The sequence below is a fragment of the Desulfosarcina cetonica JCM 12296 genome (assembly GCF_001311845.1).
Classification (GTDB): domain Bacteria; phylum Desulfobacterota; class Desulfobacteria; order Desulfobacterales; family Desulfosarcinaceae; genus Desulfosarcina; species Desulfosarcina cetonica.
Genome location: NZ_BBCC01000022.1, coordinates 20,425 through 45,962, shown reverse-complemented (window position 1 = coordinate 45,962; position 25,538 = coordinate 20,425). Strand labels below are relative to the sequence as shown.

The following is a 25,538-nucleotide window of genomic DNA, read 5'->3' as shown; positions in this document are numbered from 1 at the left end:
ATGCCAATTGGTGGTATTTTATCCATTTAAGATCGACACGATCCTTCAATTGACATTTGAATTTTGGCCTTTGGCATTGATTTAACCAAGACCGCCGGTCCCCCTGTCCATCTACCGCATGGGTCCGCGGAACCGACGGGGCCGACTGACGGCATTGTTCTTCTCCGCCGTCGCCGAATCGCCGACGACCACCGCGTCGCCTTCCTTGAGCCCGTCCAGAACCTGAATGTAGATATTGTCCTTGAGGCCGGTTTTGATCTCCCGCGTCTCCACATGGCCCGCCTTGAGCACCCGCACCGTGTAACGGCTATTGCCCCGGTTGTCCCCCAGTACGGACAGGGGGATGCACAGCGCCTGCTTGGCCTCACCCAGCACGATGGAGACCTGGGCGGTCATGAAGATACGCAGCCGGTGACCGGGATTGGGCACGTCGAACTGGCCGTTGTAATAGGTGGCCGAGGCGCTGATCGTCTTGGCCGAGGTGTCGCTATCGGTGATCGTTTCCGGCGCCGGGTCCACCGAGCGCAAGGTTCCCGTGTAACTGCGGTCCGGGTCGCCCAAAACGTGAAAGAAAACCGGCATGCCCGGCTTGACCCGGATTACATCGGCCTCGGAGATCAGGGTCTTGACAGTCATCGTGTCCAGGTTGGCCAGAATCAGGATGGTCGGCGCCGACTGGGTGGAGACCACGGTCTGGCCTTCATCGGTGACCACGGCCACCACCACGCCGTCCATGGGTGCCACGATCTGGGTATAGCCCAGATTGGTGCGCGCGGTGTCGACGGAGATTTTCGCCTGGGTGATCTGGGCATCCAGGGCCGCGATATCGGCGCGCGTGCTGGCAAGGCTGGCGGCGGCGCTTTCCAGGTCCGCCTCGGCACCCGCATCGCCCCGACGCAGGGTTTGCTGACGCCGGTAGGCCAGCTCGTACTGCTGCAGCAGAGCCGCCTTAGCCCGCTTTTGGGCCGCAATGTTCTTCAGGGCGGCCTCGGCGTCCCGAAGGTCGTTCTCTTTGACCGACGGGTCGATCACCGCCAGGAGTTGTCCCTTTTTCACGGAATCCCCCAGCGAAACCTTCAGGGACTGCAACTGCCCCGACACCTGGGCACCCACATTCACCTGCTGGAAGGCGTTGAGCACACCGGTAGCGGAAACGGTTTCCTGGACGTCCCGTTTCCCGGCCGGCACGGTCACGTAAACCGGCTGCTCCGGCGGCGCCAGCCAGGTCCGAACGAGCCATCCGCCTGCCGCCACCACAGCCAGCAGCACGAGAATGGTGATCAATGAACGTTTTCCCTTTTTCTGCATGTCGATAGCTTCCCTTTTTGCTTGGGTACGCCATCATTAACGGGTGTTCCGCCGGAATCCTGCGCAAAAAAAATAAAAAAAGGGGACGGCGGGAAAAATCCGGGGATCGGGTGGTGGTTACTCAAAATCAAGCGGGCTGGCGGCGTCTTTAATGGTACGGCTTTCGATTGTGTGGGTGTAAATCATGATGGACTCATAAAAAGTCGCATTTCCGACGATTCGTAAAAAGCCCGAGATCAAGGCTTGCGAATCCGGAGGAATGAGGCGTACTTAGCGTACGCCGCAGTGACGAGGGGTGAAGCGTAACGCCGATATCGGGTTTTTTACGAATCCGTCAATCATGGTTGTGCGCACATCGCTGTGGCCAAGGAGTTGCGGAGTTGAGCTTTGGGGGTTTCTTTTTTGTTGTAAATTGGGTTGTTTTTTCGTTTACTTGTTGAAGTTCATGCCGAGCTCCCTTTTTGTGTTCCTGAATTTCGTAATAAATTGCAATTGCATCTGACGCTTGCCTGATTTGCCTGGCGGACTGTTTCTTCTCCTTCAGCTTATTGCCAAATGGAATCAGGCTTTGCGGGTCGGAATGAATGTGTCCATATTTTGAGCAAAAATTCTAAATAGTAACACAACCACTTTCTATAATTGAAGTGGTGCTGCTTAGGAATGCCTTTTGCGGTTAAATATGCATCATTAGGATGCTTGTAGCTGGTTTGGAATAGCTTTCATGGGTTATCTCAATTCTCCTTTGATTAGAGGTACTAAAATGGAACAATTCAAACTTGATAATCTTATATATTTGGACGTTGAGTTTATAGCATTAAAATATGAGGAAATTACCGGCAATGCACCATCATCACAGCTCACAAGGACCGAAGGTATGAAAGCCGGTTTAGGAATTCCGGTATTATCTGCAGGGGTCCACACCCAAGAGACCAGAAGCTATCAACTGTCATCATTGGGAATGTTGAAAAGGATATGGATGGACTTAGAAAAATATTCTTCATTTGAAAAGAATATTCACGCTACGATTGAAAAGCCACAAATATTCTGGGTTCAAGGACATATTACAGTATCGATTTGGGGTAACCCAAAAGACAAAGACGAAAAATATAGCTATTTCCAAATGTTGGATAAGGATAATACTGATTTCTCGCTTGTTACGAAAGGTGAATATACCAGCTCAGGATATGATTCTCTTCTTGAAATTTCACCTGCTATACAAAACAATATTAATATTCCAGTCAATGCTTTGGTAAAGATATTGTATCATAGCACTGTTGGAAAAAGTTTCGTTTCAACACCATTCTTAATTTTTGAGAAAAAAAAATAAAAATTTGAACATCACATCGCTCAAGCAGACCGGGAAAAGCGGTGGCATTTTGAACTGTCTTTTATCTTTCAGAGCTTTTAAAACGTCTTTAGGCATTTGTTCCCGGCTCGCTTAGCTACTCGTTGGCCTCAACCGCTCTACCGATATGACGTGCCCAAAAGACCACCAAATAGGTGCAGTTGAGAAAGTGACTTCATGCAGAGTTCCAATTCAGACAGCAACACAACACGAGGATTTTTTGTAACCACCACAGCCAACTTAGATGTGAGCCGTTTTGAGGGTGTTTACGCTTTTTGCCACGATGGTTGGCTTGGTGTGTTGACACTCAACATCGACTCAGAGGATCGGCTGGAAGCGCATTATGACTGCATGCGTTTCAGACGCAGATTTGCAGGTAGAGGAATCGTGGACCCCACTGACCCAAAGCAGTTAAAGGTTGTACTACATAGGTATAATGAAGCCCCCAGGCAAGTTTTTAACGGATATTTATCCGGCAAAAGAGATGAATTCATCGCCGGTTTAACTTGGTGGCGTTCAGTTCCATTTGGATTCTTTGCACGAAAATCCCCCCTACGTTCGTTTACTCGATACCGGACGCCCAACGACCGACTGATCCGAACCGATTTTTTTGGACTTTATACAGTCTGGCATCAATATGGACGAGCAACAATAGAAATCACTCCCCGGCCGAGAGGACTCGGAGCTACCTATCGCAACGATGTCGTTGGCGTTGGCAAGATTACCATTCAGGTGGGTGGAGAACATGATCATGAGTTGATTTTTGACCTCCCCTCGGGAAATCAATCCGGGCAGGCAAGAGGCTACTTTTTCACCAGACCCAAGAACGGTGCCGCAGGAGTCGTCGATTGGGGCTCCCATAAGAGCGGCTTTTATATGATTAAATATTGCTCGATCGACCTATGAATGTAACTTCTGAACGATTTACACGAACTGGGCTCATCTTTGTAAGCCACGCGTCCTCGGACAAGTGCCAGCTGATTGACCTAGGGCTCGTGACGGCCCTGTCCGACCGGGGATTCAAAAATATCTTCTTCACTTCGGAACCTGAGAGGGGAGTGACTATAGGCGACCCGTGGGAGGAAGCTCTCTATGATCAGTTGAAGAGTGCGGGGGCAGTGCTGTTCTTTCTAACTCCTGTTTCCTTTGATTCAAATGGTGCTTTGCTGAACTGGCACTGGCGCGTGCATTTGGCAAACCGATACTGACTCTTAGACGTCACGGAGAGGAACTGACTCATCCGCTAACCGATCACTTACAGATTGAGAGCATTGGAGGCGATGGCGCTGTCGATAGAATCTGCGCCTGGCTCGCGCGGCACATCAATCCTCAAGAGGCTTTATGGCCGAAAGGCAAGTGTCCTTATCCTGGGCTCAATTACTATTCCAGCGCGATGGAAGCCGTTTTCTTCGGCCGTGAAGAGGCTATCAGAGAACTGCGGGAGGTGTTTGCTCCCTTTCAACACTCCGCACGGTCCCACCGAATAGTTGCGGTTTCAGGGCCATCAGGTTCAGGCAAGTCATCTTTAGTTCGAGCCGGCCTTGCTGGGAAGCTTGCGCGACAGCCAGGTTGGACGGTGCTTTCTCCGTTTCTTCCCGGACTGGATCCTCTGCAACGTTTAGCCGTAGCGATTGTTCAAGCCAGACGGACTCTTGGTGCCGAGAAAAACGCGGCCTCCATTCTCGAAGAGTTGCGCGATGGAAGCATCAGCCCGTTTGAACCATTTTTCGAACATGGGGACCCGGATCTTACATACCGACCTCAAGTCGTAATCGTTATAGATCAGTTTGAGGAATTGGCAACTGCAACGGGAGAGCAGACAGCCGGCATTTTTCTGGAGGTCGTCAATAAATTGGTTACGGGAGAGGCACCGATATGGCTGCTTCTTACGATAAGGAGCGAGTTTTTGAGCCACCCTGAACGATCTAATGCCATCATTCAGTTTCTCGGAGTTCGGCACTTGAATTATGTCCTGCTGCCTCCGGCAAACAATAGAGATCTTCTCGAAAGAATTATCCGAAATCCGGCAATTATGGCAGGCTCTGCGGTCGATCAGCCATTTGTAGATAGAGTGGCAAAGGATATGATCGAGACATCTGCAGATGGTGCGGCTCTGCCACTGCTGGCATTCGCTCTGCAACTTGCCTGGGAGCATATGGAGCAAAGACTTCGGGGCACTCCAGACAGGCGCATGTTGATATTGGAGGACTATTTAGGGACAGGCGGTTTGCGGCAGGTGGTTACAGAACGTGCGCGGCACGCGACGAGGCGGCTGGCGCTGGTAGGATGTCAAGATGCGGTTTTTCCCACTTTGGGGAGGTTTGTGGTACCTTTGAGCCTGAAAGATCGGCCGGTGAGGCGAAGGTTACCCATTGACTCCCTTAAAGACAATGCTCTAAGGGTTGCTCGCGAGTTTGAAGAACAACGCTTGATCCGAGTAGTTGACGAGGATGGAGACGCGACCTTCGATATTGTCCATGAAGCCATTTTCGAAACATGGACAGATTTCCGTGACTGGCTGACGCAAAACAGTGAATCGCTCGAAGATCTGACCGAAGTTGAGCGCCGAGCCCGGACGTGGGAAGTGCAGGGAATGGCTTCTGAAGATCTCTTACGCGGTGCGCTTCTGCAAAGAGTAGTTGGATTGCCCCAGGTGGTCGAGCATCCGCTACTTAACCGGTTCGTTTCAGAAAGCATAAAAGAAGATAGAGAGAACCGGTGCACTACCATTCGGCAGAAGGCGGACCGCCTCGCCGAAGAGGCCATGAGCCTGCTGCGTCATTCTCCCAGGGAAAGTCTGCGTCACGTGGTCGAAGCGGCATTGGAATGCGAGCAAGGTGAAGTTGTCCCACCCCAAAGGCTTCAGGAGGCACTGGAGCGGGTATCTGCTATTGCCAGAGAGCTGGGTTGCCGTCGCCTGCATAACTCGGCAGTTCGTACGGTCACTATCAGCTCCACCGGATGTATGGCAACGGGAGGGGATGATAGGGTGATAAAGATACTGAACGGTATCTTTGAAAGCAGTGCTCGACAGATGGCAACGCTCAAAGCAGGAATTACTTCTCTCGCCTTTGTCTCTGGCGGGACATTGCTCGTGAGCGCAACCGAAGACGGTAAAATCACGCTTTGGAACCTGAGTAATGACTCGTGTCTGCAGGAGGCCGATGTTTCACCGGATATTATCGTCTCGCAAGCATACGATGCTGATTCTCAGGTTTTGGCCTGTTTGGCGGAGTCGGGAAAATTGAGTCTATGGCAACTTCCTGATTTGAAGTTTTTAAAAGAAAAAGTCGCGCATTCAGGATACGGCAGCGCTTGTGCTTTCGATAGAGATAGTAAACGCATATTGACAGCAGGCGCTGACGGCAAGCTCATCGGATGGCAAGTACCGGAACTGGGAAAAACAAATCAAGTTGAAGCACACGCGGGTCCAGTATGTGCGCTGGCGCATCACAACGGACACATCGCCACATGCGGAATAGATGGATCCATACGGCTCTGGAATGGAAGATTCGACCCCATTTGCATGCCGATTTCAGTTCACCCGGTTTCAGTCTCGGCCCTATGCTTTTCGGCGGACGCTCATACCGTTTACAGCGGCGGCTTCGACGGTGAAATCCGACAATGGCGACTGGACGGCAGTGAAAGGGAAGAACCGCTTGTGGGACATTCCGGATCTGTCTGCGGTTTCACCCTCGACCCCGAACAAGACGTTTTGGTCTCATACGGCACGGATCGCACCGTTCGATATTGGGTGGGGCATGGCCAACTGCTCGCCGAATCGGAGTTTGACTTTGGCGAGCCGATTAACGTCCTGGTATGTTTGGCTGGGAGCAAATTATTAGCTGCAGCTGACAATCGTATCGTCTTGATTTCAATGAGTACTGGAATGACCGAAAGTGTCTGGGAGGCACACCAAGATTACGTCTGGGGACTCGCTGTAAGCCCGGACGGAAGCATGATCGCAAGCGCCTCCGCCGACGGTACCGTCGGCCTTTGGAGCGTGGATGGAAAATTGATCAATGATAAACTGCTGACCGATCACGAAGATGATGTCATCGATGTGACCTTCACGCCACAGGGCGATTCCATACTGAGCGGGGGTGCGGATGGCGCAATTAGGATTTGGAGCCATGACGGACGTCTCTTGAATCATTCCGCTGGGTTTCACGACGGCCAAATAAATGCGATTCGCTGCTTTGCCATCAACGGTCAAACACGAGTGATTTCCGGTGGTAATGACGGATTCCTCCGGTTGTGGAAAATGAATGGCGAACGCGTTGCAAGCCGTGAAGGTCACCAAGGTGGGGTGCGAAACTTGGCAGTTTCAAGAGACGGCACCAAACTTTTCAGTGTGGGAGAGGACGGACTGCTTAGGGCATGGAGCATCGATCTTAGCGAATCCCTTGGGATGGTTCCGGCTCATGAGGCATGGCACGCCGAATAGTAGCAGACTTCAGCGGAGGTGCGGTGTCCGTAGGAGCCGATGGGATCGTGAGAGGCTGGACAGCGGATCTGGTCCCTTTGGGAGCCCGACTCATGCTCACACGGGTGGGGCTTGGGCTCTGGATCTGAGCCAAGACGGAAAGGAGGTGGTAACAGGCGGTAATGACGGTATAGTCAGGGTTTGGCGTGCAGGAACCTGGCAATGGCAATTGAAAGAATGTATTAGAAGGCTGGAGCAACTTAGAGCAAACAGTGATGAAGGAGGTCGCCATGGAATATCGTAAAAACTTGGCTGGAGAATTCTTTAAGGCATCTTTCAGCGGGGATGGCGGTTGTGTGGAGGTGGCATTCCGTAACGGAAAGGTGCTGATGCGTGATTCAAAAGACCAGGATGGTCCCGTACTAACTTTCACAGTCGCGGAGTGGGAGAACTTCATCAAAGGCGTTAAGGCATATGAATTCGATATAGTGTAAAGAAAAGATGCCCGTCGTTCACCCTTTCTCAAAAAGATTGGGCCAGGGCTTCACCTCTGGCCCAACAAAACGCGGAGGTCGGATGGCCGGACGGGATCGGCCGGGCAAGCTCGGATCAGACCAAGCTTTAGATTTTACATGTGAATCACCCTGATGGGTCGGTGTTCTTCAAGTTTAGAGTGGCCATTTTGCCATGCAGATGGTTACGTTAAGAATGGGCTTTTCAGAAAGCCAGGGAAAACGATCTCAGCCACGTGGAAAAATAAAGACATTCACCTCAGCAGTAGACGTAAAGAACTGACCAACCAAAAATTGAACCGGACGGCGGGACAACGTGAGTAGCATTCCCCTGAAGACCATTGGCCCGCCGCCGGTTAATTTGCCGTGTTAGCCGGGTGAATACCATGTTTAAACTATCTCAAAAGATTCTACTCTTAATTCGCCATGGGCCAGTAGACAGAAGCGCTGGAAGTATGGACGAGAAACAAGGTCTTGACCCGAGAGGCATCGAGTTGGCCTATGAAACATCATCCGCCTTAAGTGAGCAGCTTGATGTGGAAGAAATCAAACACGTAAAATTATGGTGCTCTGAATATAGACACGCCAGAGAACATGCAGGGACAGTTAAAAAAGCTCTCGAGGACCGAAGCATATCTGTAGTCGCCAGCACAAAGGAAAATCTTAATCCCTCGGTGTTTCGACGTTGGAGCAGAGAAAACGTGACGGAGTTTGCCAGAGATATCAAAAGTATGCTCAAGATCATCAATGAGGATGGAGCTCTTGTAATCGTAGGCCATCAACCTCAACTCGGGTGGCTCTGCGAGCAATTTCATGGAGCAATTGCCATAGCACGATCAGAGATAGTCTGCCTCTGCTTTAGCACGACGCATGTATGGAACAGCCTGAAATGGACTCGAAGTCATTTACTTTGGTCCATAGGACCAACTGATAAAGAAACGTTCGAACAGCTTCGCGATAAAATCAAATCAAAGATGGAAACTGCAAAGTTGCTTGGAACTTTTATAATTTTTTTTCTCGGTGTCGTGCTTGGCATTTTAAGTGACGAAAAAAACTGCAGTTTCTTACTGATTCATGTGCGCATACCAGAGCCCTATTAGGCGGCCTCAGCGGGATCGCAATTGCTGAACGGAATGAAATCTACTTAGTCACAATCGCGATTTCTGTAATATGCCTTTTTCTTGCTGTAGCGTTTTACCTAATATCGATGTATGCATACGATAGGCTTTTAATGCCAACGCGCTTTTGGGCTGAAGGAATTAAAACGGGCAGTCCTCGATGGCTCCCACAAAGACCACCGAGCTCGTCGCTCTTGGTATTGCAGGTCAACATGATGCGAATCTGGCGGCTGTTATTTACACCGGCCACGGGGTTTGTAGTGGCGAGTCTGATTGGATTTGCATTGGTAGTAATGCGGGCTGATCCTTTAGAGTATATCTTAGGCATCATGGTTCTGGGGTTGGGAGTCTATTTTTATTACCGCTTTGCGAGACCTCGATTGGGGGCGGAAGATTGAGCAGACAAGGTATTAGCACTACAGCGAAACATAGATGTTATAAGATTTGGCCAGCCTTGCCCTTTTCTTTCGATGCGAGATGCAAGCGATGAAGTTGCGGCGCAGATGATATTGAATAATCTCCTTCATCTCTTCGACACTCAGAGATCTTAACGGAAGTATTAACGATAGTATTTTTCGCACCAGGAGTACCGTTCTTGACGCATTTGCATGTTTTGCGTAACATTCTTTTATGGCAAGACCACTCCGAATACGCTATCCCAATGCGTGGTATTATTTTTAAATAGAGCAGCTGAATATGATCAAAAAATTAATAACTCAGTCAGTAACGTTAATTTTGATTTCTCTTTTTTGTTTGGTTGTTTCACCCGCGTATTCCAAAGACGCGGGATCACTTATTGAAGTCACACCAATAGTAAAAGAGTATGCATTCAATGTAGTAAAACCTGTTCTTGATTCATATGGCAAGAAGGATAAATTATCCCAATTGCTGAAAGTATCAGAGATTATGACAGATCATATACTGGGTGTTCAAATAAACACCATTGAACCAAGGACGTTTATTATCTACGATAAATTGGAAACACTGAAACTTGGTTTTCTATGCACCTTCAATCTCTCATCTGAACAAAAGCAAATACTAAAAACCTGGCGTTCCAAATTTATGTTCTCGAATCCGGCAGATGTCTTTTTTGCCCCCTCTGCGAGTGACATTATAGAAACAAAGGCAGCTTTTGGTTGTTCCCATTATGCCAGATCATTTATCGCTGTTGTCAAAGCGCTACATTTGGTGCATAATCCAGAAGATATCCGTTATGCGATTAGCAGCAAGTCAGACAATTACAATCAGGCAATGGCAAAAGGAGATAAAGAAAAAACAATAAACGGTCATCAATTCGTAATCGTGAGAATTGCCGGTAAATGGATAGCGGTGAATACCTCTAAAAGCGAATGGACTCAACTGCCTGATGAGTTTACACCTGATTCTGTTGTTCCTCCGAAAAATATTTCTGTCCGATTCGCCTCATATCCTGGAGTTACATTTTTGTTTCGGAAGATTGGAAAAGACTTTAATGACGATTGTAATGATAGTTCATTGATTTCTCTAATGAATATCTACCGTTCAGGAAATGCAAACAATCAGGACTTCAAATGGGAAGAATATTCAGATGCTCTCGACCTCTTCCGGATCAAACGCGTCTTTGCGAAGAATTGGAAACAAGGGAGCTGCCAAAAAACGGCTGGGGAAACGGCGTACACGCATCACCTCAGCCGTGACGATGGCACCATTCATTTCCACACACTTAATTGATGGGGGTCGAAATGTCATATAAAGCATTGGACAGAAGTCGCTTAGAGTATCACGCCGAGCGCTATCAAAGTCTAATTCGGGACACAGAACTCGCCAAAGCCGATCGTGTGGCCTCATATATGCTGGCGGTCGTTTGGAGCTGCGGAGTCACAGGTGTCGGTAATGAGCCTCATGACACTAATTATAGCGCGTATACCTCCACTCGACCGGCTAAGATGACTGTTCCATCACATGCAGATGAAGTAAGGAAGGATATGACAAGGCGCCAACGTGGCGCCTACGACAACCGGACGAACACGACTATTAAAATAACAAACACAGAGACAGAGGGCACCGCAGGACACTGGTTGAAGAATAGGCAAATGCGCCAATTGGACATTCAACTTGATTGCGTGGCCGCCGCTTATGTCATTGACACATGGTATTTTTCAGCAAACAATTTGGTAATTATTGATTCCGATGTAACAGAAACCCTGAAGGAACTTGGTACCCCCTGGGCTAAATACCACATCGTTTGGGACCCAACGCCAAATATGCACGCTGAAATGAAGATTTTGAAATATCTCCGGTCTCAGGGAACTCCACTTGAAAATATAAATATGGGCGTATCGAAGCCGTGCTGTCTGCGTTGTCGCGAAGTTCTTGATAGAGAAAAAGTAGAGTACACTTCATATCACGATACGGCAGTGGAGGAGAGTCGCTGGGCAGCACCGTTTTAGCCTGCCAATCTGATGAGTTCAGCTTGGTCCGCAGGGATTTTTTCGGGGATACAGGTTGTACGGTTCTCAACAAACAGAGGGCGAGGGGTCGCATTTTAATTATTACTTATTGATGATCCTGGTACATTTTTGTTAAAGTCTTCGTGAGCGTGAGAAATCCCTCGAATATCTGGAGAACCAAATACTTAAGAATTAAGATGCGATGCAACACGCAGCCGGAGCCATCGTCGCGAGACCAAAAGTGCGAAAGATTTTGGTCACTCCGCTCGGTGGGGGTAGGCGATTTTCAAGAGTTGATTCGTGAGTCCCAGGGCTGTGTAGTTTATGGCATTCCGCCTCCCCCTTGGCCCCTTTTGATGCGCGTCGAGCCACCGTTGCTGATACATTACGTCTTGCCGATCTCTCTCGTCCCAATTCATAGGGTCCGTTTTCTCATGTGGCACCGCCATATGGCCTGGGCCACAACCTCCAGTTGCCCACCGGACAGATCCGAGCGAGGTACGAATATCGACCTGCTAGGGTGAAAACAGACCCCTCTCCCGTTGAATTCATGCGCTGCAGAACGTCCGCATTTACAACCGCCGCCGCACTTGTTCTCTATCCGGTAGCCCGGGTCTTTCTTGACGGGACATCGCCCCTGATTCCAGTCATAATAGTGGACCTGAGTGATGTGTCCGTACTCACCGGTCTTAGTGTCTTGGAAATACACACTTGGAAGTGAATCTATCGGTCCTGTGATCCCAATAATATTTTCAAGTTTGTAAAAGTCATCTCTGTAACCCATAAGTTCCGCTCCTCTCGTTCTCTAAGTTGATGGAACCGTAAAAAGCAGCGTACCCCTTGCGGGAAAGCATTTAAATTCATGAAGTCACCCTGTTTTTTGGCGACTTCCTTAGACGTCGCTTTCTAATAAACAATGAATATAAGCTACTTACTCGACGTGAAAAGTCAATGCCCCAGCGCCTGAGCGGCAATACGTTGGGGGCGGTACTTTGGCGATGTGAACGCGACGACCTGTTGATTCCCCTGCTGAAACGGGCCCCCATGCTATATGGAATTACGGTAGCCGACATGGATCGAGAACAGCAGGGACCAGCGCCGAGCAAGAACGGTCGCGTCGTCATCTTCCGGAACGATGCTCAGATTTATGTTGCCGGGGGGGAGACCCATCCCACTGATTTTTTTCTTCCGACGAGATCAAGGAGTCGTTGACCCGGAAACTGGTTGCATCCTGGTCGGGACGGCATCTGGCATCAGGCGAGGTGTTCTTCATCAAGCATAAAAACCAGACCTGGTGGTGCGGATTTCAATCGATGCAGGGAGCCAATCGCAATGTCTGGGTGGGCGTTATGGTACCGGCAGCGGATATCGTCGGTGGCGTCAGCCATAGATGGGCAACGCCCTGGGCCATCGGGACCGTGTTTGTATTGATCGCCGTTGCACTGACCTTTTTCATGATCCGCCGTTACGGCAAATCCTTAGTGAATAAATTGATTGACGATCATCGGCGCGGCGGATATTCCTTAAAATTTCTCATCCCATTCACAAACAGGAGGAAAACCATGTCAACATATTCATTATCCACTTTTATGGGTTTGATGTTCGCTACCGTAGCGATCAATAGTTTTGCGGCGCCCCCGCCAACGTACCTTCAGATTAAGGAATTCAAAAAGTGCTTAGAGACTCAGAAAATCGACACCTGGGAAGGATGGTGTATTCCTGCCGAGAAGCCGGAGAGCTGCCCGGAAGAGAGTTGGGAACAGCTGAAAGCGCTGACCGGAAAAGAGAAACTACCCGACTGCCCTTCCAAAGAAAATTTAGTAACACCCCAGAACTTTGTCGTAGATTAGTGCCGTCCAAAAGGAGAAAATAACCGGCACCCAGCGCCGTTCCCATGGTGTTGGCGATCACGTCCGTCAGGGAAGACGAGCGGCCCGGTATGTCGTATTGCAGCAGCTCGATCAACAGGCTGATCCCCATGCCGGCCGCCATAACGAGCAGCGCGGCTTTATCGTGGCGGAGTACCTTTTTTCCCGCAAAGAGGTAACTGATGAGCAGATAGGCGAATGGCGCGAAGCCGACGACGTTGACGATGAAGATCATGCGCCTCGCATTTGTGTTGATAATGGCGGTTTTTAGCGCCTGCCGAGCCCCCTTTGCTGAATATGACGACGATAATAAACACGGCATGGTGGAAGGGCAACTAGGATTACGCATCCATTTTATCGAGATCGGCTGAAAGCTTGCGGACAGATCGGGTGAATTCGGTTTTGAATTTCTTCTCTTCCTGGCTGGTGAAGGCTTTAAAATCAAACAGATCCAGGGAGCGGACGGTGTTCAGCAGGTCCAGAAGGGAAGACTCTACAAGGGCGCTGCAGGCTGACATCCTGGCTTCCCTGTTTCCGGTTTTTTCGGGCAGGGAAGCTGTGAATTTTTCTGGCTCAGTTTGAAAACGAAGGTTGAGGAAGGTCGTCAGAAGACGGAACAAGGCATCCACCCTGTCCGTCCGGATCAGGGTGGGAGAATGGAAAAAGGAATGTTTTTCCTCCACGCTGACGTCGGCGCGTTCAAGATAGATTACCTTTTCAAACCAGTTCACGGTGTAGGCGATAATGTCTTCCCCGGACCATTTATCTTTTTCCCAGGCATGGGCGCGAACAGCTTTTGTCATCTCTTCGATGCAGATGTCATGGGTCGCATAGTTGAAACTGCCCAGCAAGGCGCCTTCCTGGAAAATATCGATGCCCGGCCGGTGCGCATGTTCTGAAATCTCTGCGTATAGGATACGGCTTTCCTTGCCAGGTCTTTGGATGATGATTTTATATGACGGTTGATCTTTGTCGATTCTTACCAATTCTTCCATGGCATCGGCAGGAGGAAGAATCAAAGCGGCTGCAGAAGGGGGCAGAAAGGCGGCCCACAAACCCGGACTCAAGTCTAGACGGGCCAAGGCAGACTTGAATATGGGGATGTCCTGCGCTTCCAGAGGGCTGACAGGCGTTAATGTTCCCTTTTCCAGCCGCGGAATGAAAAGGGTCATGATCTCTTCCAGGGCGGCCTGCCACCGGGCGCTTCTTGGGTCTCTTTTTTCCTGTTCAATCCATCGCGTCAACTGTGATGTCATCCGGTCCATTGCGCCGCTCCCGTTTTTTATCCGTTAAAGAATATCATCAACCTCGCTCTCATAGCATAAACGCTTGCCGCCGAATAGATTGAATGCGCATTCATCAAACGGGATGGGACGGCCCAGTCAGCTGCGGCCGGATATCGCCGTCCGGCGGCAATCCATCGACGGCAGGCCGCCGATGGATCAAACGGGAGATGTCCTCAAGCACCATGTAAAGGGACGGCACCAGCACCAGGGTGATCAGGGTGGCGAAGAGCACGCCGAATCCCAGGGAAATGGCCATGGGGATCATCATGCGCGCCTGGAAGGATTTTTCCATGATCATGGGCATCAGCCCACCGAAGGTGGTTACCGTGGTCAATAGGATCGGCCGGAAGCGCTGAATGCCGGCGTTGTGAATCGCCTGGAAATGGGTCATGCCGGCCTTCAGGTTTCGGTTGGCCAAATCGATCAGCACCAGGGAATCGTTGACCACCACCCCGGATAGGGCCACGACCCCGAACAGGCTGTTCAGGGAGAGGGCATACCCCATCAGAAGGTGGCCCAAAATGGCGCCGATGACGCCGAAGGGAATGCTGACCATGATGATCAATGGCTGGGCATAGCTTCTGAACGGCACGGCCAGGAGCGCATAGATACCGAACAGGGCCAGGAGCGAGCCGGTCACCAGGGCGCTGAGGCTCTCGCGCATGTCGGCCTGATGACCCTCGAAACTGTAAGTGAGTCCCGGATAGCGCTTGATCAGGTCGGGCAGAATGCTCGCTTTCAATTCGCGCTGAATGTTCTCCGCCTGGGCCGGCGGGTCGACATTGGCCGTCACCGAGATATCCCGGCGGCCGTTGGTGCGTTCGATGGCGGTATACGCCCGACCGGCGGTCATGGTCACCGCATCCCGCAAAAAGACCTCCCCCTCGGCGCCTGGAGGATGAGATTTTCCAAGGTGGCCTCGGTGGTGCGTTCCCCCTCGGGCAGGCTCACGCGCACGGTCACCTCGTTACGGCCGCGCTGCTGGTGAAGGGCTTCGGCACCCTGAAAGGAGTAGCGTACCTGCCGGGCCACGGACTGGGAGGTCAACCCCATGCGTTCCCCCAGGGGACGCAACTGGATGTCGAATTGGCGCTTGCCCCGGGCCGACCCGTCGTCGATATCGTGGACGATGGGAAACTGGGCCAGTTGTTCGGCCAGGGCTTCGCCGGCGGCGTCCAAGGTGTTCGTATCCGAATGGCTGAGCATGACGGTCAGGTTCTTGCCCGATCCCGGCCCGCCCATGTTGGACTCGAAACGAATGGTTTCCAGCCCGGCCATGGCCCCGGCCCGCTGGCGCCAGAGGTCGACCACCTTGGACGTGGGGATGGGTCGCCGGTCCGCGGCGGTGAGGAAAATGCGCACGGTGACGGTATTGTCCGACACGTTGCTGAGAACGCCCTTGGCCAGTTCGCCGCCGCCATGGTCACGGATCACCGCCTGAGCGGTTTCCACCAGATGGGCCTCAATGCTTTTCAGCCGCGCCTCGGCCGTCCCGTAAGGCAGGGTTGCGGAACCGTAGGCATAGTCCGACTCGCTTCGGGGAAACATCTCCAGCCCCATGCGCCCCGAGGCCACATAACCGCCCAAAGCCAACATCAAAAAAATGCCGAAGGCAACACGCCATAGCGCTGCCGGACCATGAAGGCAGGAAATCGCCGTAGCGGTTGCGCACAAACCGTTCAAAGGCCTGGCTGAAACGTTCCTGCCAGCGCTCCAGGTAATTCAAGGGCCAGATGGGCGTCTGGCGCGTCCGATGGCCCAGGTGGGCCGGCAGGATAAAAAGGCTTTCGATCAAGGAAACGCCGAAGACCGCAGCCACCACCAGGGGAATGACCTTGAAGATCTTGCCCATGAAGCCGGGAACGAACATCAGCGGCATGAAGGCAACCAGGTTGGTCAACACGCTGAACACCACCGGCATGGCCACCTCGCGGGTGCCGGCCACGGCCGCCTGGAGGGTGGGAAGGCCCTTGCGGCGCCAGTGGTAGATATTCTCACCGACCACCACCGCATCGTCGACCACGATCCCCAGGGTCACGATAAAGGCGAACATACTGATCATGTTGATGGAAAAATCGGTGGCCGAGAGAAAGATAAACGAGCCCATGAAGGAAATCGGGATTCCCAGGCTGACCCAGAAGGCCAGGCGGGTTTCCAGGAACAGGGCCAGGAAAATGAAAACCAGAACCAGCCCCTGCAAGCATTTTTGGTCAACAGCTCGGCCCGCTGGGTGAAAATCTCCGAACGATCATCCAGGAGGGCCAGGGTCAGGCCCTCGGGCAGGGAACGGTTGAGCTGTTCCAGCACGGTCTTGGCCGCACCGGCGACTTCGGTGGGCGTCTGGTCGCCGACCCGGTAGATCTCGATCATCACCGCCGGCTGCCCGTCGAATTCGGCCCAGGTGTTGGAATCCTCGAAGCCTTCACGCACCGTGGCCACATCCCCCAAGAGGATCTGGGAGCCGTCGGCCTGGGTGAGAAGGGGCAGATGGGCGTACTGGCTGGCGTAATCCCGCCGGTCCTTGACCCGCACCAGGATATCGCCGCCCTCGGTTTTCAGGCTGCCGCCGCCAAGCTCCACCGATGCATCGGCAATGGTCTCGGCCACGTCGCCCAGGGTCTGGCCGAAGCGTCGCAGGGTGGCCTGGGGGATCTCCACCTGAACCTCGTAATCCTTGACGCCGGTCAGCTCCACCTGGGTGATGTTGTCGTTTTCCAGCAATTTGTCGCGCACCGCGTCGGCTGCCGACCGCAAGGTCAACTCGCCCACGTTGCCATGCAAGGCCAGTGTCAGGACTCCCCGTTTGTGATCGGCAATAGAGACCTGGGGATCCTTTGCCTCGTCGGGAAAGGTGTCGATGCGGTCCACCTCGCTCTTGATCTCCTGCCACAGGCGGGTGACGTCGGCGCCTTCCAGGACATCGACACGGATGCTGGCGCTGCCCTCGCTGGCCGTGGAGGTGATCTCGTCGACACCCTCCAAGTCCTGGATGGCCTCCTCGACGGCCAGGATGATGCCGTTCTCGACCTCCTCCGGGCTGGCGCCGGGATAACTGACCGTGATGTTCACAATATCCAGGGTAAAATCGGGAAAGACCTCCTGCTTGACGTGCCAACCGACGATCAGACCGCCCACCACAAAAACGAACATCAGCAGATTGGCGATCACGGAGTTGCCCGCCATCCAGGCCAGCGGGCCGCGGTCCAGGTTCGAAGGGGTTTCCGTTTTCATGGGTCACCTCACTTCCCGGCCGCTGCATCGGCAGCGGACCCCGCCGCGTCATCGACCCGCTTCAGGGCCATTCCCTGAACCGGGGTGGCCAGGTTCGACATGACCACTTGTTCCCCCGCGGTCAGGCCGCTTTTGATGTAGACCTTGTCGGTGCTCTTCCAGGCCAGGGTCACCTTGCGGATATCCAGGGTGTTGTCGCTGTTGATCCAGACGGTGTCATCGTCCTGCAGGGCCGCACGCGGCAGCGCAATCACATCGTTCAGTTCCCGGCCGGTGATATCCGCATGGACGTAGTCGTCGATCATCAGCCGGGAGGCGGATGGATTCGCCATTGTTCCCAGGGGATTGTGAATGGCAATGATCACCGTGGCCATGCGGCTGGCGTCATTGAGCTTGCCGGCCACCTGAACCACCGTTCCCGTCCACTGTCCCTGGCCGGCCTGGGAACGGATGGCCACCGGACAGCCGCCCGGGTAATCCAGGTCGATCAATGCGAGCTGTTCCAGGGAGACCACCGCCTCGACCCAGAACGTATCCGTGCCCACCAGGGTGGCCAGGCTCTCCTGGGCTCCGACATAAGTGCCCACGTTGACCTGCCGCTCGACAATCATGGCGTTGAACGGCGCCTTCACCACCGTGCGGTTGAGGTTCAGCATCGCCTGACGAAGGTCGGCCTCGGCACTGGTGACAGCCGCCCGGGCCTGCTGCAACTGGGGTTTGCGCAAGGCCAGATCGGTTTGGGCAACCGTTTCGGCGGACAACTCGGACAAAAGGCGCAACTCCTCCCGGGCGATATTCTGACTGCCCTGTTCGATGGTCAGGGCGGCCTTGGCATCGGCCAACGTGCTTTGGGCTTTTTTCACGGCCACCTGGTAATCGGCCGGGTCCAGGGAGAGCAGTTCGGCGCCCTTGGCAATCCGCCCGCCGGGAACGTAGGCGTCGGCGACCGATTGGACGACGCCTGAAACCTGCGCCTTGAGGGTCACCTCACGGGCGGCAACGACCGTGCCCATGGCGGAAACCACGGCACGGGCATCACCCAGGCTGGCGGTTTGAACGTCGACCACGGCAACTTTGCGCTGGGGTGTGGATCGCTGCATCACCGGCGCGGTGGCTTTGAAATAAGACCAGGCGGCCCCGCCGGCAATGATCAGCATCAGGGGCACGAAGGCCTTGCCGACCTTGCCCCAAAAGGATGAGAGATGAGTATGTTCTGACATCGTAAGCGACTCCTGGGTGTCACGATTATCCGTTTTTAACGGTATTCGTCTGGGTTTGTGGAACCGTTTCAGTGTTGGTGTCGGTGGCTGGTGCCGGCACGCCGCCGGCCATCAGCCCGCGGGTCCAGTCACCACCCAGGGTCCGGTAGAGGCTGACCCGGTTCTTTATCAGGGTGGCTTTTTCATCCACCAATTGGCGCTCCAGCGCCTGAACACTGGTCCAGGCCGTGAGGTAGGCCAGGTAATTGTCCTGGCCGTTCATATACTGAAGGTGGGCGTCCTTCAGGGTCAACCGCGAGGCCTTCAACTGCTCCTCCAAAAGGACGATGTACTCGCCCTGGCGCGTTTCGGTAGCCAGGCTGTCCTCGACTTCCTGGATCGCCCCGGCCACGGTCTGGGCATAGGCGGTGAGATATTCATCGGCCACGGCCCGGGTGCGATCCACCTCGGCCGATCGGTAACCGGCGTCGAACACCGGGCCGGTGAGGCTGGCCGCCAGGGTAGAGACCCAGTTGCCGAGCAAAAGATCGAGTGTGTCGCTGGAAAAAGCCGCATCGGCCGACAAGGTGATGGACGGCAGACGATCGGTCCGGGCCGCACTGACCTGCCAGTCGGCTGCTTTCAGGCGCAGCCCGGCGGCGCGTATATCAGGCCGGGCGGCCAAGAGATCGGCGGGCAGGCCCGTGGCCGGCAGGGGAATCAGCGATGGCAAGGTCTCCTGGTTGACGGTGAAATCGCCGGCACCGGCCCGCCCCAGAAGAACGGCCAGGGCATTTTGCTGCTGCTGTTCGGCAAGCTGCAACGGCGGCAGCTTGGCCTTGGCCTGGGCCAGGGCTTCGCGCTGTTGGGAAATGTCCAGGGCATCGGCCTGGCCGTTGACGAAACGCAATTCCTGCAGCTTGAGCATACGCTGGTTGATGTCGATCTGATCCCTGAGGATCGCGATCTGGCGATGCAGGGAAAGAATTTCGATCCAGGCGGTGGTCACCTCGGCCGACACGGTCACGGCCGCCGCCGCCAGGTCTTCGGCGCTGGCTTTCAAGGCCAAGTTCTCGGACTGTTGCAGTGCCGCCAGCCGCCCCCACAGGTCAAGCTCGTAGGCGGCGACCAGCCCGGCGCTGAAGGTGCGGCTGTTACTGTGGGACGTTCCGGCCGCATCGGTTTTGGTTTGCTGCCAACTTTTTTCGGCACCACCACTACCATCGAGCATCGGCATGCGGTTCGCCCTGCCTGACGGGCCACCGCATCGGCCTGTTTCAAGCGGGCCCAGGCCGTGCGCACATCGAAATTGCCGGCCAGCGCGGTTTCCACCAGCCGGTTTAGCGCATCGCTGCCAAAGGACTCCCACCACCGATCGGGCGCCGGATCGCCATCCGTGTAAAGCGAGTAGGCCGCCGGCAGGCTGATGGGTGTGTTCGGCCGATCCTGGGGCACGAACATGGCGCACGCCGTAACGGTCAAGGCACTCAGGGTGATACAGATCCATTTCATCATGTCAAACTCCATCGCTAAGGCTGGCGGAAAGAAATAATTCCCCCAGATCGCGCCGGATTTGGGTTCGTCTACAAGGCGCCGCCACCGGTGTATATCGGGAATATGTGCCTGTGGCGGCAACGCGGTAGACGGGCACAAAGACAAGCAGGATGGTGGAATTATTTCTTTCCGCCAGCCGAAGGCCCCGTTGCTTGGGGCTCGCCATCTTTAACGGCTGTGCCGCCGGAATCCTGCGCAAAAAAATTAAAAAAGGGGAAAACGAATCGACCGATGTTCACGGTCGCTGTTTTGAACGGGACACGTACTTGCCGATATCCACTGCATCATTCAGCTCCGGGGCCAGATAGCGCTCGGCATACCGCCGGTGAATCCCGCTTTCCAAAAACAGATCGAAGAGGTCGGCGTCGATCTGCCGGTCGTCGCGCATGACACTCATGATCGCCAATGTCTCGCTGATGGTTTTGGATTTTTTGTAGGGCCGGTCCGATGCGGTCAGGGCTTCGAAGATATCGGCGATGGCGATCATCCGCGCCGGCACCGGCATCTCCTCCCGCTTCAGCCCCCGGGGATAGCCGGTGCCGTCCATGGTTTCGTGGTGGGCGCCGGCGAATTCAGCGACGTTGTTCAGATACTCGGGAAACGCCAGCTGGTTGAGCATGATGATGGTCTGGATGATGTGTTCGTTGATTTTAAATCGGTCCTCGGGCGACAGAGTGCCCTTGCGAATGCTCAGGTTGTAAAGTTCGCCCTGGTTGTAAAGGTTTTCGGGCACGTCCATGGTGAATCCATGGGGATTGTCCCCGAAAGGCGTGGAATCGGGCCTGGGAACGACATGCTCTGGCTTGTCGGCCAATACCGGTTCGACCACCGGCACCTCGCACGGCCGCGTGGCAGGTTTCAGCCGGGCCTCTTCCGGGGAAATACCGAGCCGATCGTCCAGGCAGCGCGTCCAGGTTCGCGAAGCGATCCGTCGGAGCCGCGCGATCTTCTCATCGTCCATGAATTCACCACCGATGTTGCATTGGGCCACGAAGGCAAAGTCGTCGGCGATCTTCTTCCGATTCGCCGCCAGCTCGGCTTGCAACGCGGCTTCATCGCCTTCGCCGGCCAGACGTTTGCGGTAGGTGTCGATTTCCGCATCGCGCAGCAGTACTTCGAAACGCATGCGGATTTCATGGATGCGGTTGTAGATCGTCTCCAGCTTCGTGGCCTTGTCCACCACGTATTCGGGCGTTGTGATCTTGCCGCAGTCATGCAACCAGGCCGCCACCTCGAATTCCCGGCGCTGATCCTCGGTGGTCATGGAGAAATCGGCAAAGGGGCCGCTTTCTGCCCGGCAGGCGGCGTCGGCAATCATCTGCGCCAGGATCGGTACCCGCGCACAATGCCCGCCGGTGTAAGGTGATTTGGCGTCGATGGCCCCGGCGATGAGTTTGGTGAAGTCGTCGAACAGTTTGCGCTGTTGATCCAGCAGCCGTCGAATCGTACGCTTCATCAACGAAAAGGCCAGGATGAGGGTATGGATCTCCTTGATGTTGGAATCGAAGGCGGCCGATTCGGAGAAGTCCCGCCGGCGAATTTTTTCGGACGCCTGCACCAGGCGGGACAGGGAGCCGGTGATCTTGCGGGAAACCAACAGGGTCAAGGGTATGACCAGTACCAGCATCAGGAGGGAAAAATAGAACACGCGGCGCCGCATTTGTCGAATATGTGACGTGAAATCGGAAAGGGGGGAGACCGTGGCCAGAATATGGTCGAATTTCAGGGATGCTTTCAATGCCGTCGAACGGACCAGATAGGTGACCCCATCAATTTGCATTTCGTGGGTCCGGTTGAGGGCCCTGGCGGGATTCTCCCGGTAATCGGCGACGATCGCCTCGACCAGCGGCTGTCCGGACGCTTTAGCGGTCGGGAAGGTCAAGGTGCGGTCCTTCTCGAGGCGGATGGGAGCGATTCCGGGATGGGCGATGATTCTTCCGTCGCGATCGAAAAGAAACAGCACGCCGTTTGCGGATACGTTTTGCTGCTTGAGGGATTGGGTGAAGCGATCAAGGGTGATGTCGGCGCCGAACACCCCGCCGCCGGCAGCCAGCCGCTGCGCACAGGTGATGCCGGGCAAGCCCGTGGAACTGAAGACATAGGGCTGGGTGAAAAATGCTTTTGGTTCACGCCGGGCCCGGATATACCATGGGCGGGTGCGGGGATCATAGTCCGGGTCCAGATCGGGGCGTGCACCGGTCACCTGTCGATGCGCATTCAGAAAATGCCAGTGCTGTTGCAATTTGCCGTCGGCATTTTCCGAGATCGTGCGCAGGACGTAGAAGGTACCCGGCGGTGCATCGAAGAGTTTCAGAAGGCCTGGATGGTTGCGCACGGCCATCAGTTGGATGAAGCTTCCATCCGCATACCCGGCGTAGGTGGAGAAGAGATCGTCGTAAAACGAGAGAAATTCGAGCATCAGCTCCGTACCCGGATGCGTCAGCCCGCCGCCCACCGGCAAGCGATGCATGCCCTGCATGTGTGCCGCCGATCCGGCCAGCACGGCGACCGAGGCCAAGGTATTCTCATAGCGTTCCAGAACCTTTTCGTTGACCTCGGAGAAGAGACGGTCGGCCAGTTGGATGGCCGCTGCCCGGCTTTCGCGGTGGCTGATCCAGAGAAACAATGCGGTCAGGCTGACCACAATGGCCACGATCAACGTGGTGATGCCAACGTAAAATGGATAGCGTTTCATTTTGATGGCCATAAAAAATTCCCGGTTCAAGGTTCACAAAAATTTGGGTCACTCCAAATTGCACGACAAAATCAAGTTTTTCAAAGGAAAAGGGATCTTGTTGGCGCTACGGGCGCAAGAAGCAGGAAAAAGCGAATGCCGGTTTGTAAAGGTTTCGCCAATAACCCCGCGGCACGGCAATCCCAATTATCAATTTGATTTTACCTGGGGCCAAGAATACACCACTGCCAGAACAGATTGTACAAGGCAAAAAATACACACCTGAATCCAAGTATGATGGACTCGTAAAAAGTCACATTTCCGACGATTCGTAAAAAGCCCGAGATCAAGGCTTGCGAATCCAGAGGAATGAGGCGTACTTAGCGTACGCCGCAGTGACGAGGGATGAAGCGTAACGCCGATATCGGGCTTTTTACGAATCCGTCAAGTATGGGGATCGAACAACATGAAAAAAAGATGGTGGTTGCCGGCATGGCTGATGATAATGTTGGTGGGTGCCGCTCCGGTGCAGGCGCTCGCCACGTTTCCGGACATCGATACCCAAGCGGTCGTTGACGCCATGAATGACCCGGGATGGGTCATTGTGGATACCCGATTGAACGACGCCTTTAACGGCTGGAAACTCGACCATATGGTACGCGGCGGTCACATTCCCGGCGCTGTCGATTTTTCGGCCAATTGGCTCAAGGTCGATGACGATAATCTGGACGCCCTTCTCTCCGAGGCATTGACCACCAAGGGAATCCTTCCCGAAAAACGGGTGATCCTCTATGACGCCAATGGCAGCGACGCCGGCAAGGTTGCCGATTACCTGTCCTCCCGGGGGTACCCGCATCTGTATCACTACGACATCAACGCCTGGGCCACGGACAAAACGCGCACGCTCGACCGCTATCCCAATTACCAACGGATCATCCCGGCGGTGGTCCTTAAGGCGGTCATCGACGGAACGCTCCCGGAAAGCTTTGAGAACAGCAAACGGATCATCATTGCGGAAGCCAGCTGGGGCGAAGAGAAAACGGCCTATGCCAAGGGCCACATACCGGGGGCCTTTCACATCAACACCGATCGAATCGAACCGCCCACCACCAAGGATCCGGTCATGTGGATGCTGGCCGACGACAAGACGCTGGCCCAATTTGCCCTGGAATTCGGGTTCACCCGTGACGCCACCGTGATTGTCACGGCAGCGGAACCCCTGGCCGCCTATCGCGTGGCCACCGTTCTGCAATATATCGGCGTCGGGGATGTCCGCGTCCTCAACGGCGGACAATTGGCCTGGACCATGGCGGGGTATGCGCTTGAAACGCGCCGCCATGACCCCGTGCCGGTAACGGATTTCGGCGGCCCCATTCCAGGGAACCCGGACGTTATCGACACCATGGAAGAAACCCGGACGGGTCTGCGGACACCGGAGACCTTTACGCTGGTGGACAACCGCACATGGCAGGAACACATCGGAGAGAGCTCGGGTTATTCCTACCATAAGAAAAAAGGACGCATACCGGGATCGGTTTTCGGTTATGCCGGGAAAAAAGACGCGTACAGCATGGACGATTTTCGCAATCCGGACAAGACCATGCGCAATGCAGCGGAAATCCTGGCATTATGGCGCAAGCAGGGCATCGATACCCGTAAGCACCTTTCGTTCATGTGCGGCAGCGGCTGGCGGGCGGCGGAAGTATACTACGATGCCGATGTCATGGGGCTTAAACCCATCAGTATTTTCAGTGACGGATGGATCGGTTGGAGCAACACCCCCGGCAACCCGATCGAAAGCGGAATACCCGAAAAATCATCAACACGATGAAGCGGACCGTCCGCATCGCCATCACGACGGCACAACTGCTTGCGATAGCGGCCCTGGCCATCGTCGAGGGGCTGTCAGGCTACCGGGCCGGGGTGATGCAGTATCTGTATTTCAAAAAAATTCATTATCTCGAAACCCTTTACAGCCCCGGACACCTGGGGTGGCACCTGGTATTTCTGTCAATCTGCGTCCTGGTCATCATCATGCTCACCAACGGCCGGCAGCGCAAACAACACCTTGTCAGGTACACCGTGGCATGTTGCGCGCTGGCGGCAGCCTACCTTGTTCCGTGGTTTCACGGACTCAATAGTTATGCCCACCTGCTCATCGTCCTCGAGGGCTGTGCCGCGGCCGAGTGTATCGGCGCGTGGGCCGCATCGTAGAGGACAGGTAATCAAATTTCATTTTGACATTACGGCAAAAAAAATCAAAAATAACAACTGATAAGGCTCTTTATTGAACCGGATCAGGATTAGGGCCAAAACCACAACATTAAAGGGATAGTGATCGCTGGCAGAAGCGAACTGACATTTCATATGCAATCGTATTTGGTAATTGGCTCACCGATGCCACGATCTTGAAAATCCCCACTCATTTTTCTAAAGCTCGCCATCCCTGGATAGTACTCTTATTCAGTATCAAGAAGCGGTATCGGCGATCCATCGTCGGTCATTAAAGATGGCAATTGCTCGCTGCGACCCCAAAATCATTTTTTTGCCATCATCCCTATAATCAACTGGTTATGGACAGACAGCAA

Annotated in this window: 20 protein-coding genes and 2 pseudogenes; 13 read left to right on the top strand and 9 right to left on the bottom strand. The window is 54.0% G+C overall.

Translation table 11 applies throughout. The features are described from left to right. Positions 1–111 precede the first annotated feature (111 nt). The gene (macA, locus tag JCM12296_RS07510) at positions 112–1,308 is read right to left on the bottom strand and encodes a macrolide transporter subunit MacA (protein ID WP_054691344.1); all 1,197 of its coding nucleotides are present in this window, start codon (positions 1,306–1,308) and stop codon (positions 112–114) included. A 721-nt stretch (positions 1,309–2,029) separates the two neighbouring features. Here macA and JCM12296_RS07505 point away from each other — a divergent pair. From JCM12296_RS07505 to JCM12296_RS43760, 11 genes are all read left to right on the top strand, one after another. After that, complete coding sequence (locus JCM12296_RS07505; protein ID WP_054691343.1) at positions 2,030–2,635, top strand: hypothetical protein; 606 nt, start codon at positions 2,030–2,032, stop codon at positions 2,633–2,635. A gap of 195 nt (positions 2,636–2,830) precedes the next feature. Further along, positions 2,831–3,559, top strand: a complete 729-nt coding sequence (locus tag JCM12296_RS37955) for a hypothetical protein (protein ID WP_157067440.1) — start codon at positions 2,831–2,833, stop codon at positions 3,557–3,559. After that, a complete protein-coding gene (locus JCM12296_RS50275; protein ID WP_054691342.1) occupies positions 3,556–3,861 on the top strand; it encodes a toll/interleukin-1 receptor domain-containing protein in 306 nt (101 codons plus the stop codon). Before JCM12296_RS37955 ends, JCM12296_RS50275 begins: the two co-directional genes overlap by 4 nt. After that, a complete protein-coding gene (locus JCM12296_RS07495; RefSeq protein ID WP_340147749.1) occupies positions 3,825–7,100 on the top strand; it encodes a WD40 repeat domain-containing protein in 3,276 nt (1,091 codons plus the stop codon). Before JCM12296_RS50275 ends, JCM12296_RS07495 begins: the two co-directional genes overlap by 37 nt. Beyond that, on the top strand, positions 7,078–7,383 hold the full coding sequence (locus tag JCM12296_RS50270) for a hypothetical protein (RefSeq protein WP_422698620.1): 306 nt from the start codon (positions 7,078–7,080) through the stop codon (positions 7,381–7,383). The genes JCM12296_RS07495 and JCM12296_RS50270 overlap by 23 nt, the downstream gene beginning before the upstream one ends. Then, positions 7,370–7,573, top strand: a complete 204-nt coding sequence (locus tag JCM12296_RS07490) for a DUF397 domain-containing protein (RefSeq protein ID WP_157067439.1) — start codon at positions 7,370–7,372, stop codon at positions 7,571–7,573. Before JCM12296_RS50270 ends, JCM12296_RS07490 begins: the two co-directional genes overlap by 14 nt. A 473-nt stretch (positions 7,574–8,046) precedes the next feature. Continuing rightward, a complete protein-coding gene (locus JCM12296_RS07485) occupies positions 8,047–8,691 on the top strand; it encodes a hypothetical protein (protein WP_054691339.1) in 645 nt (214 codons plus the stop codon). 714 nt (positions 8,692–9,405) lie between these two features. Beyond that, on the top strand, positions 9,406–10,419 hold the full coding sequence (locus JCM12296_RS07480; protein WP_054691338.1) for a hypothetical protein: 1,014 nt from the start codon (positions 9,406–9,408) through the stop codon (positions 10,417–10,419). 11 nt (positions 10,420–10,430) lie between these two features. Then, positions 10,431–11,138 (top strand): hypothetical protein, encoded by a 708-nt coding sequence (locus tag JCM12296_RS07475; protein ID WP_172683802.1) that lies wholly within the window; start codon positions 10,431–10,433, stop codon positions 11,136–11,138. A gap of 951 nt (positions 11,139–12,089) precedes the next feature. Further along, positions 12,090–12,350 (top strand): hypothetical protein, encoded by a 261-nt coding sequence (locus JCM12296_RS07465; RefSeq protein ID WP_054691335.1) that lies wholly within the window; start codon positions 12,090–12,092, stop codon positions 12,348–12,350. Beyond that, a complete protein-coding gene (locus tag JCM12296_RS43760; protein ID WP_054691334.1) occupies positions 12,347–12,988 on the top strand; it encodes a hypothetical protein in 642 nt (213 codons plus the stop codon). Before JCM12296_RS07465 ends, JCM12296_RS43760 begins: the two co-directional genes overlap by 4 nt. Before the next feature lie 67 nt (positions 12,989–13,055). On the opposite strand, the pseudogene JCM12296_RS51330 reads toward JCM12296_RS43760, so the two are convergent. The 8 genes and pseudogenes from JCM12296_RS51330 to JCM12296_RS47195 form a co-directional block, all read right to left on the bottom strand. After that, a pseudogene (locus JCM12296_RS51330) lies at positions 13,056–13,241 on the bottom strand (VanZ family protein); the annotation flags it as partial. A 106-nt stretch (positions 13,242–13,347) separates the two neighbouring features. Continuing rightward, positions 13,348–14,250, bottom strand: a complete 903-nt coding sequence (locus JCM12296_RS07450; protein ID WP_246804055.1) for a hypothetical protein — start codon at positions 14,248–14,250, stop codon at positions 13,348–13,350. Between the two features lie 115 nt (positions 14,251–14,365). Next, positions 14,366–15,852 (bottom strand): annotated as a pseudogene (locus JCM12296_RS47210) (efflux RND transporter permease subunit). Next, entirely contained in the window at positions 15,755–16,450 is a 696-nt protein-coding gene (locus JCM12296_RS47205) for an efflux RND transporter permease subunit (protein ID WP_281491954.1), read from the bottom strand. Before JCM12296_RS47205 ends, JCM12296_RS47210 begins: the two are co-directional and overlap by 98 nt. Next, positions 16,351–17,523, bottom strand: coding sequence for an efflux RND transporter permease subunit (locus tag JCM12296_RS47200; protein WP_281491953.1), 1,173 nt, complete (start codon positions 17,521–17,523; stop codon positions 16,351–16,353). Before JCM12296_RS47200 ends, JCM12296_RS47205 begins: the two co-directional genes overlap by 100 nt. 8 nt (positions 17,524–17,531) lie before the next feature. Further along, positions 17,532–18,743, bottom strand: a complete 1,212-nt coding sequence (locus JCM12296_RS07440) for an efflux RND transporter periplasmic adaptor subunit (protein ID WP_054691331.1) — start codon at positions 18,741–18,743, stop codon at positions 17,532–17,534. 25 nt (positions 18,744–18,768) lie between these two features. Next, positions 18,769–19,959: a TolC family protein gene (locus JCM12296_RS07435; protein WP_054691330.1), complete on the bottom strand. Its 1,191-nt coding sequence runs from the start codon at positions 19,957–19,959 to the stop codon at positions 18,769–18,771. A gap of 552 nt (positions 19,960–20,511) precedes the next feature. Then, entirely contained in the window at positions 20,512–22,983 is a 2,472-nt protein-coding gene (locus JCM12296_RS47195; protein WP_157067438.1) for an HD domain-containing phosphohydrolase, read from the bottom strand. Positions 22,984–23,416: 433 nt separating this feature from the next. Between JCM12296_RS47195 and JCM12296_RS07425 the strand changes: the two genes are divergently transcribed. Beyond that, the gene (locus JCM12296_RS07425; protein WP_083455932.1) at positions 23,417–24,781 is read left to right on the top strand and encodes a rhodanese-like domain-containing protein; all 1,365 of its coding nucleotides are present in this window, start codon (positions 23,417–23,419) and stop codon (positions 24,779–24,781) included. Then, positions 24,778–25,164: a hypothetical protein gene (locus JCM12296_RS07420; RefSeq protein WP_054691328.1), complete on the top strand. Its 387-nt coding sequence runs from the start codon at positions 24,778–24,780 to the stop codon at positions 25,162–25,164. Before JCM12296_RS07425 ends, JCM12296_RS07420 begins: the two co-directional genes overlap by 4 nt. The last annotated feature ends 374 nt before the right edge of the window (positions 25,165–25,538 follow it).

Bases quoted from the DNA above. Each gene is read 5' to 3' on its own strand.
- JCM12296_RS07440 (WP_054691331.1), bottom strand. From the start codon at position 18,743: ATGTCAGAACATACTCATCTCTCATCCTTTTGGGGCAAGGTCGGCAAG.
- JCM12296_RS47195 (WP_157067438.1), bottom strand. From the start codon at position 22,983: ATGGCCATCAAAATGAAACGCTATCCATTTTACGTTGGCATCACCACG.
- JCM12296_RS47200 (WP_281491953.1), bottom strand. From the start codon at position 17,523: ATGAAAACGGAAACCCCTTCGAACCTGGACCGCGGCCCGCTGGCCTGG.
- JCM12296_RS07480 (WP_054691338.1), top strand. From the start codon at position 9,406: ATGATCAAAAAATTAATAACTCAGTCAGTAACGTTAATTTTGATTTCT.
- JCM12296_RS50275 (WP_054691342.1), top strand. From the start codon at position 3,556: ATGAATGTAACTTCTGAACGATTTACACGAACTGGGCTCATCTTTGTA.
- JCM12296_RS07475 (WP_172683802.1), top strand. From the start codon at position 10,431: ATGTCATATAAAGCATTGGACAGAAGTCGCTTAGAGTATCACGCCGAG.
- macA (WP_054691344.1), bottom strand. From the start codon at position 1,308: ATGCAGAAAAAGGGAAAACGTTCATTGATCACCATTCTCGTGCTGCTG.
- JCM12296_RS07420 (WP_054691328.1), top strand. From the start codon at position 24,778: ATGAAGCGGACCGTCCGCATCGCCATCACGACGGCACAACTGCTTGCG.
- JCM12296_RS07435 (WP_054691330.1), bottom strand. From the start codon at position 19,959: ATGCCGATGCTCGATGGTAGTGGTGGTGCCGAAAAAAGTTGGCAGCAA.
- JCM12296_RS07505 (WP_054691343.1), top strand. From the start codon at position 2,030: ATGGGTTATCTCAATTCTCCTTTGATTAGAGGTACTAAAATGGAACAA.
- JCM12296_RS07465 (WP_054691335.1), top strand. From the start codon at position 12,090: ATGCCCCAGCGCCTGAGCGGCAATACGTTGGGGGCGGTACTTTGGCGA.
- JCM12296_RS07490 (WP_157067439.1), top strand. From the start codon at position 7,370: ATGGAATATCGTAAAAACTTGGCTGGAGAATTCTTTAAGGCATCTTTC.
- JCM12296_RS07485 (WP_054691339.1), top strand. From the start codon at position 8,047: ATGGACGAGAAACAAGGTCTTGACCCGAGAGGCATCGAGTTGGCCTAT.
- JCM12296_RS50270 (WP_422698620.1), top strand. From the start codon at position 7,078: ATGAGGCATGGCACGCCGAATAGTAGCAGACTTCAGCGGAGGTGCGGT.
- JCM12296_RS07425 (WP_083455932.1), top strand. From the start codon at position 23,417: ATGAAAAAAAGATGGTGGTTGCCGGCATGGCTGATGATAATGTTGGTG.
- JCM12296_RS37955 (WP_157067440.1), top strand. From the start codon at position 2,831: ATGCAGAGTTCCAATTCAGACAGCAACACAACACGAGGATTTTTTGTA.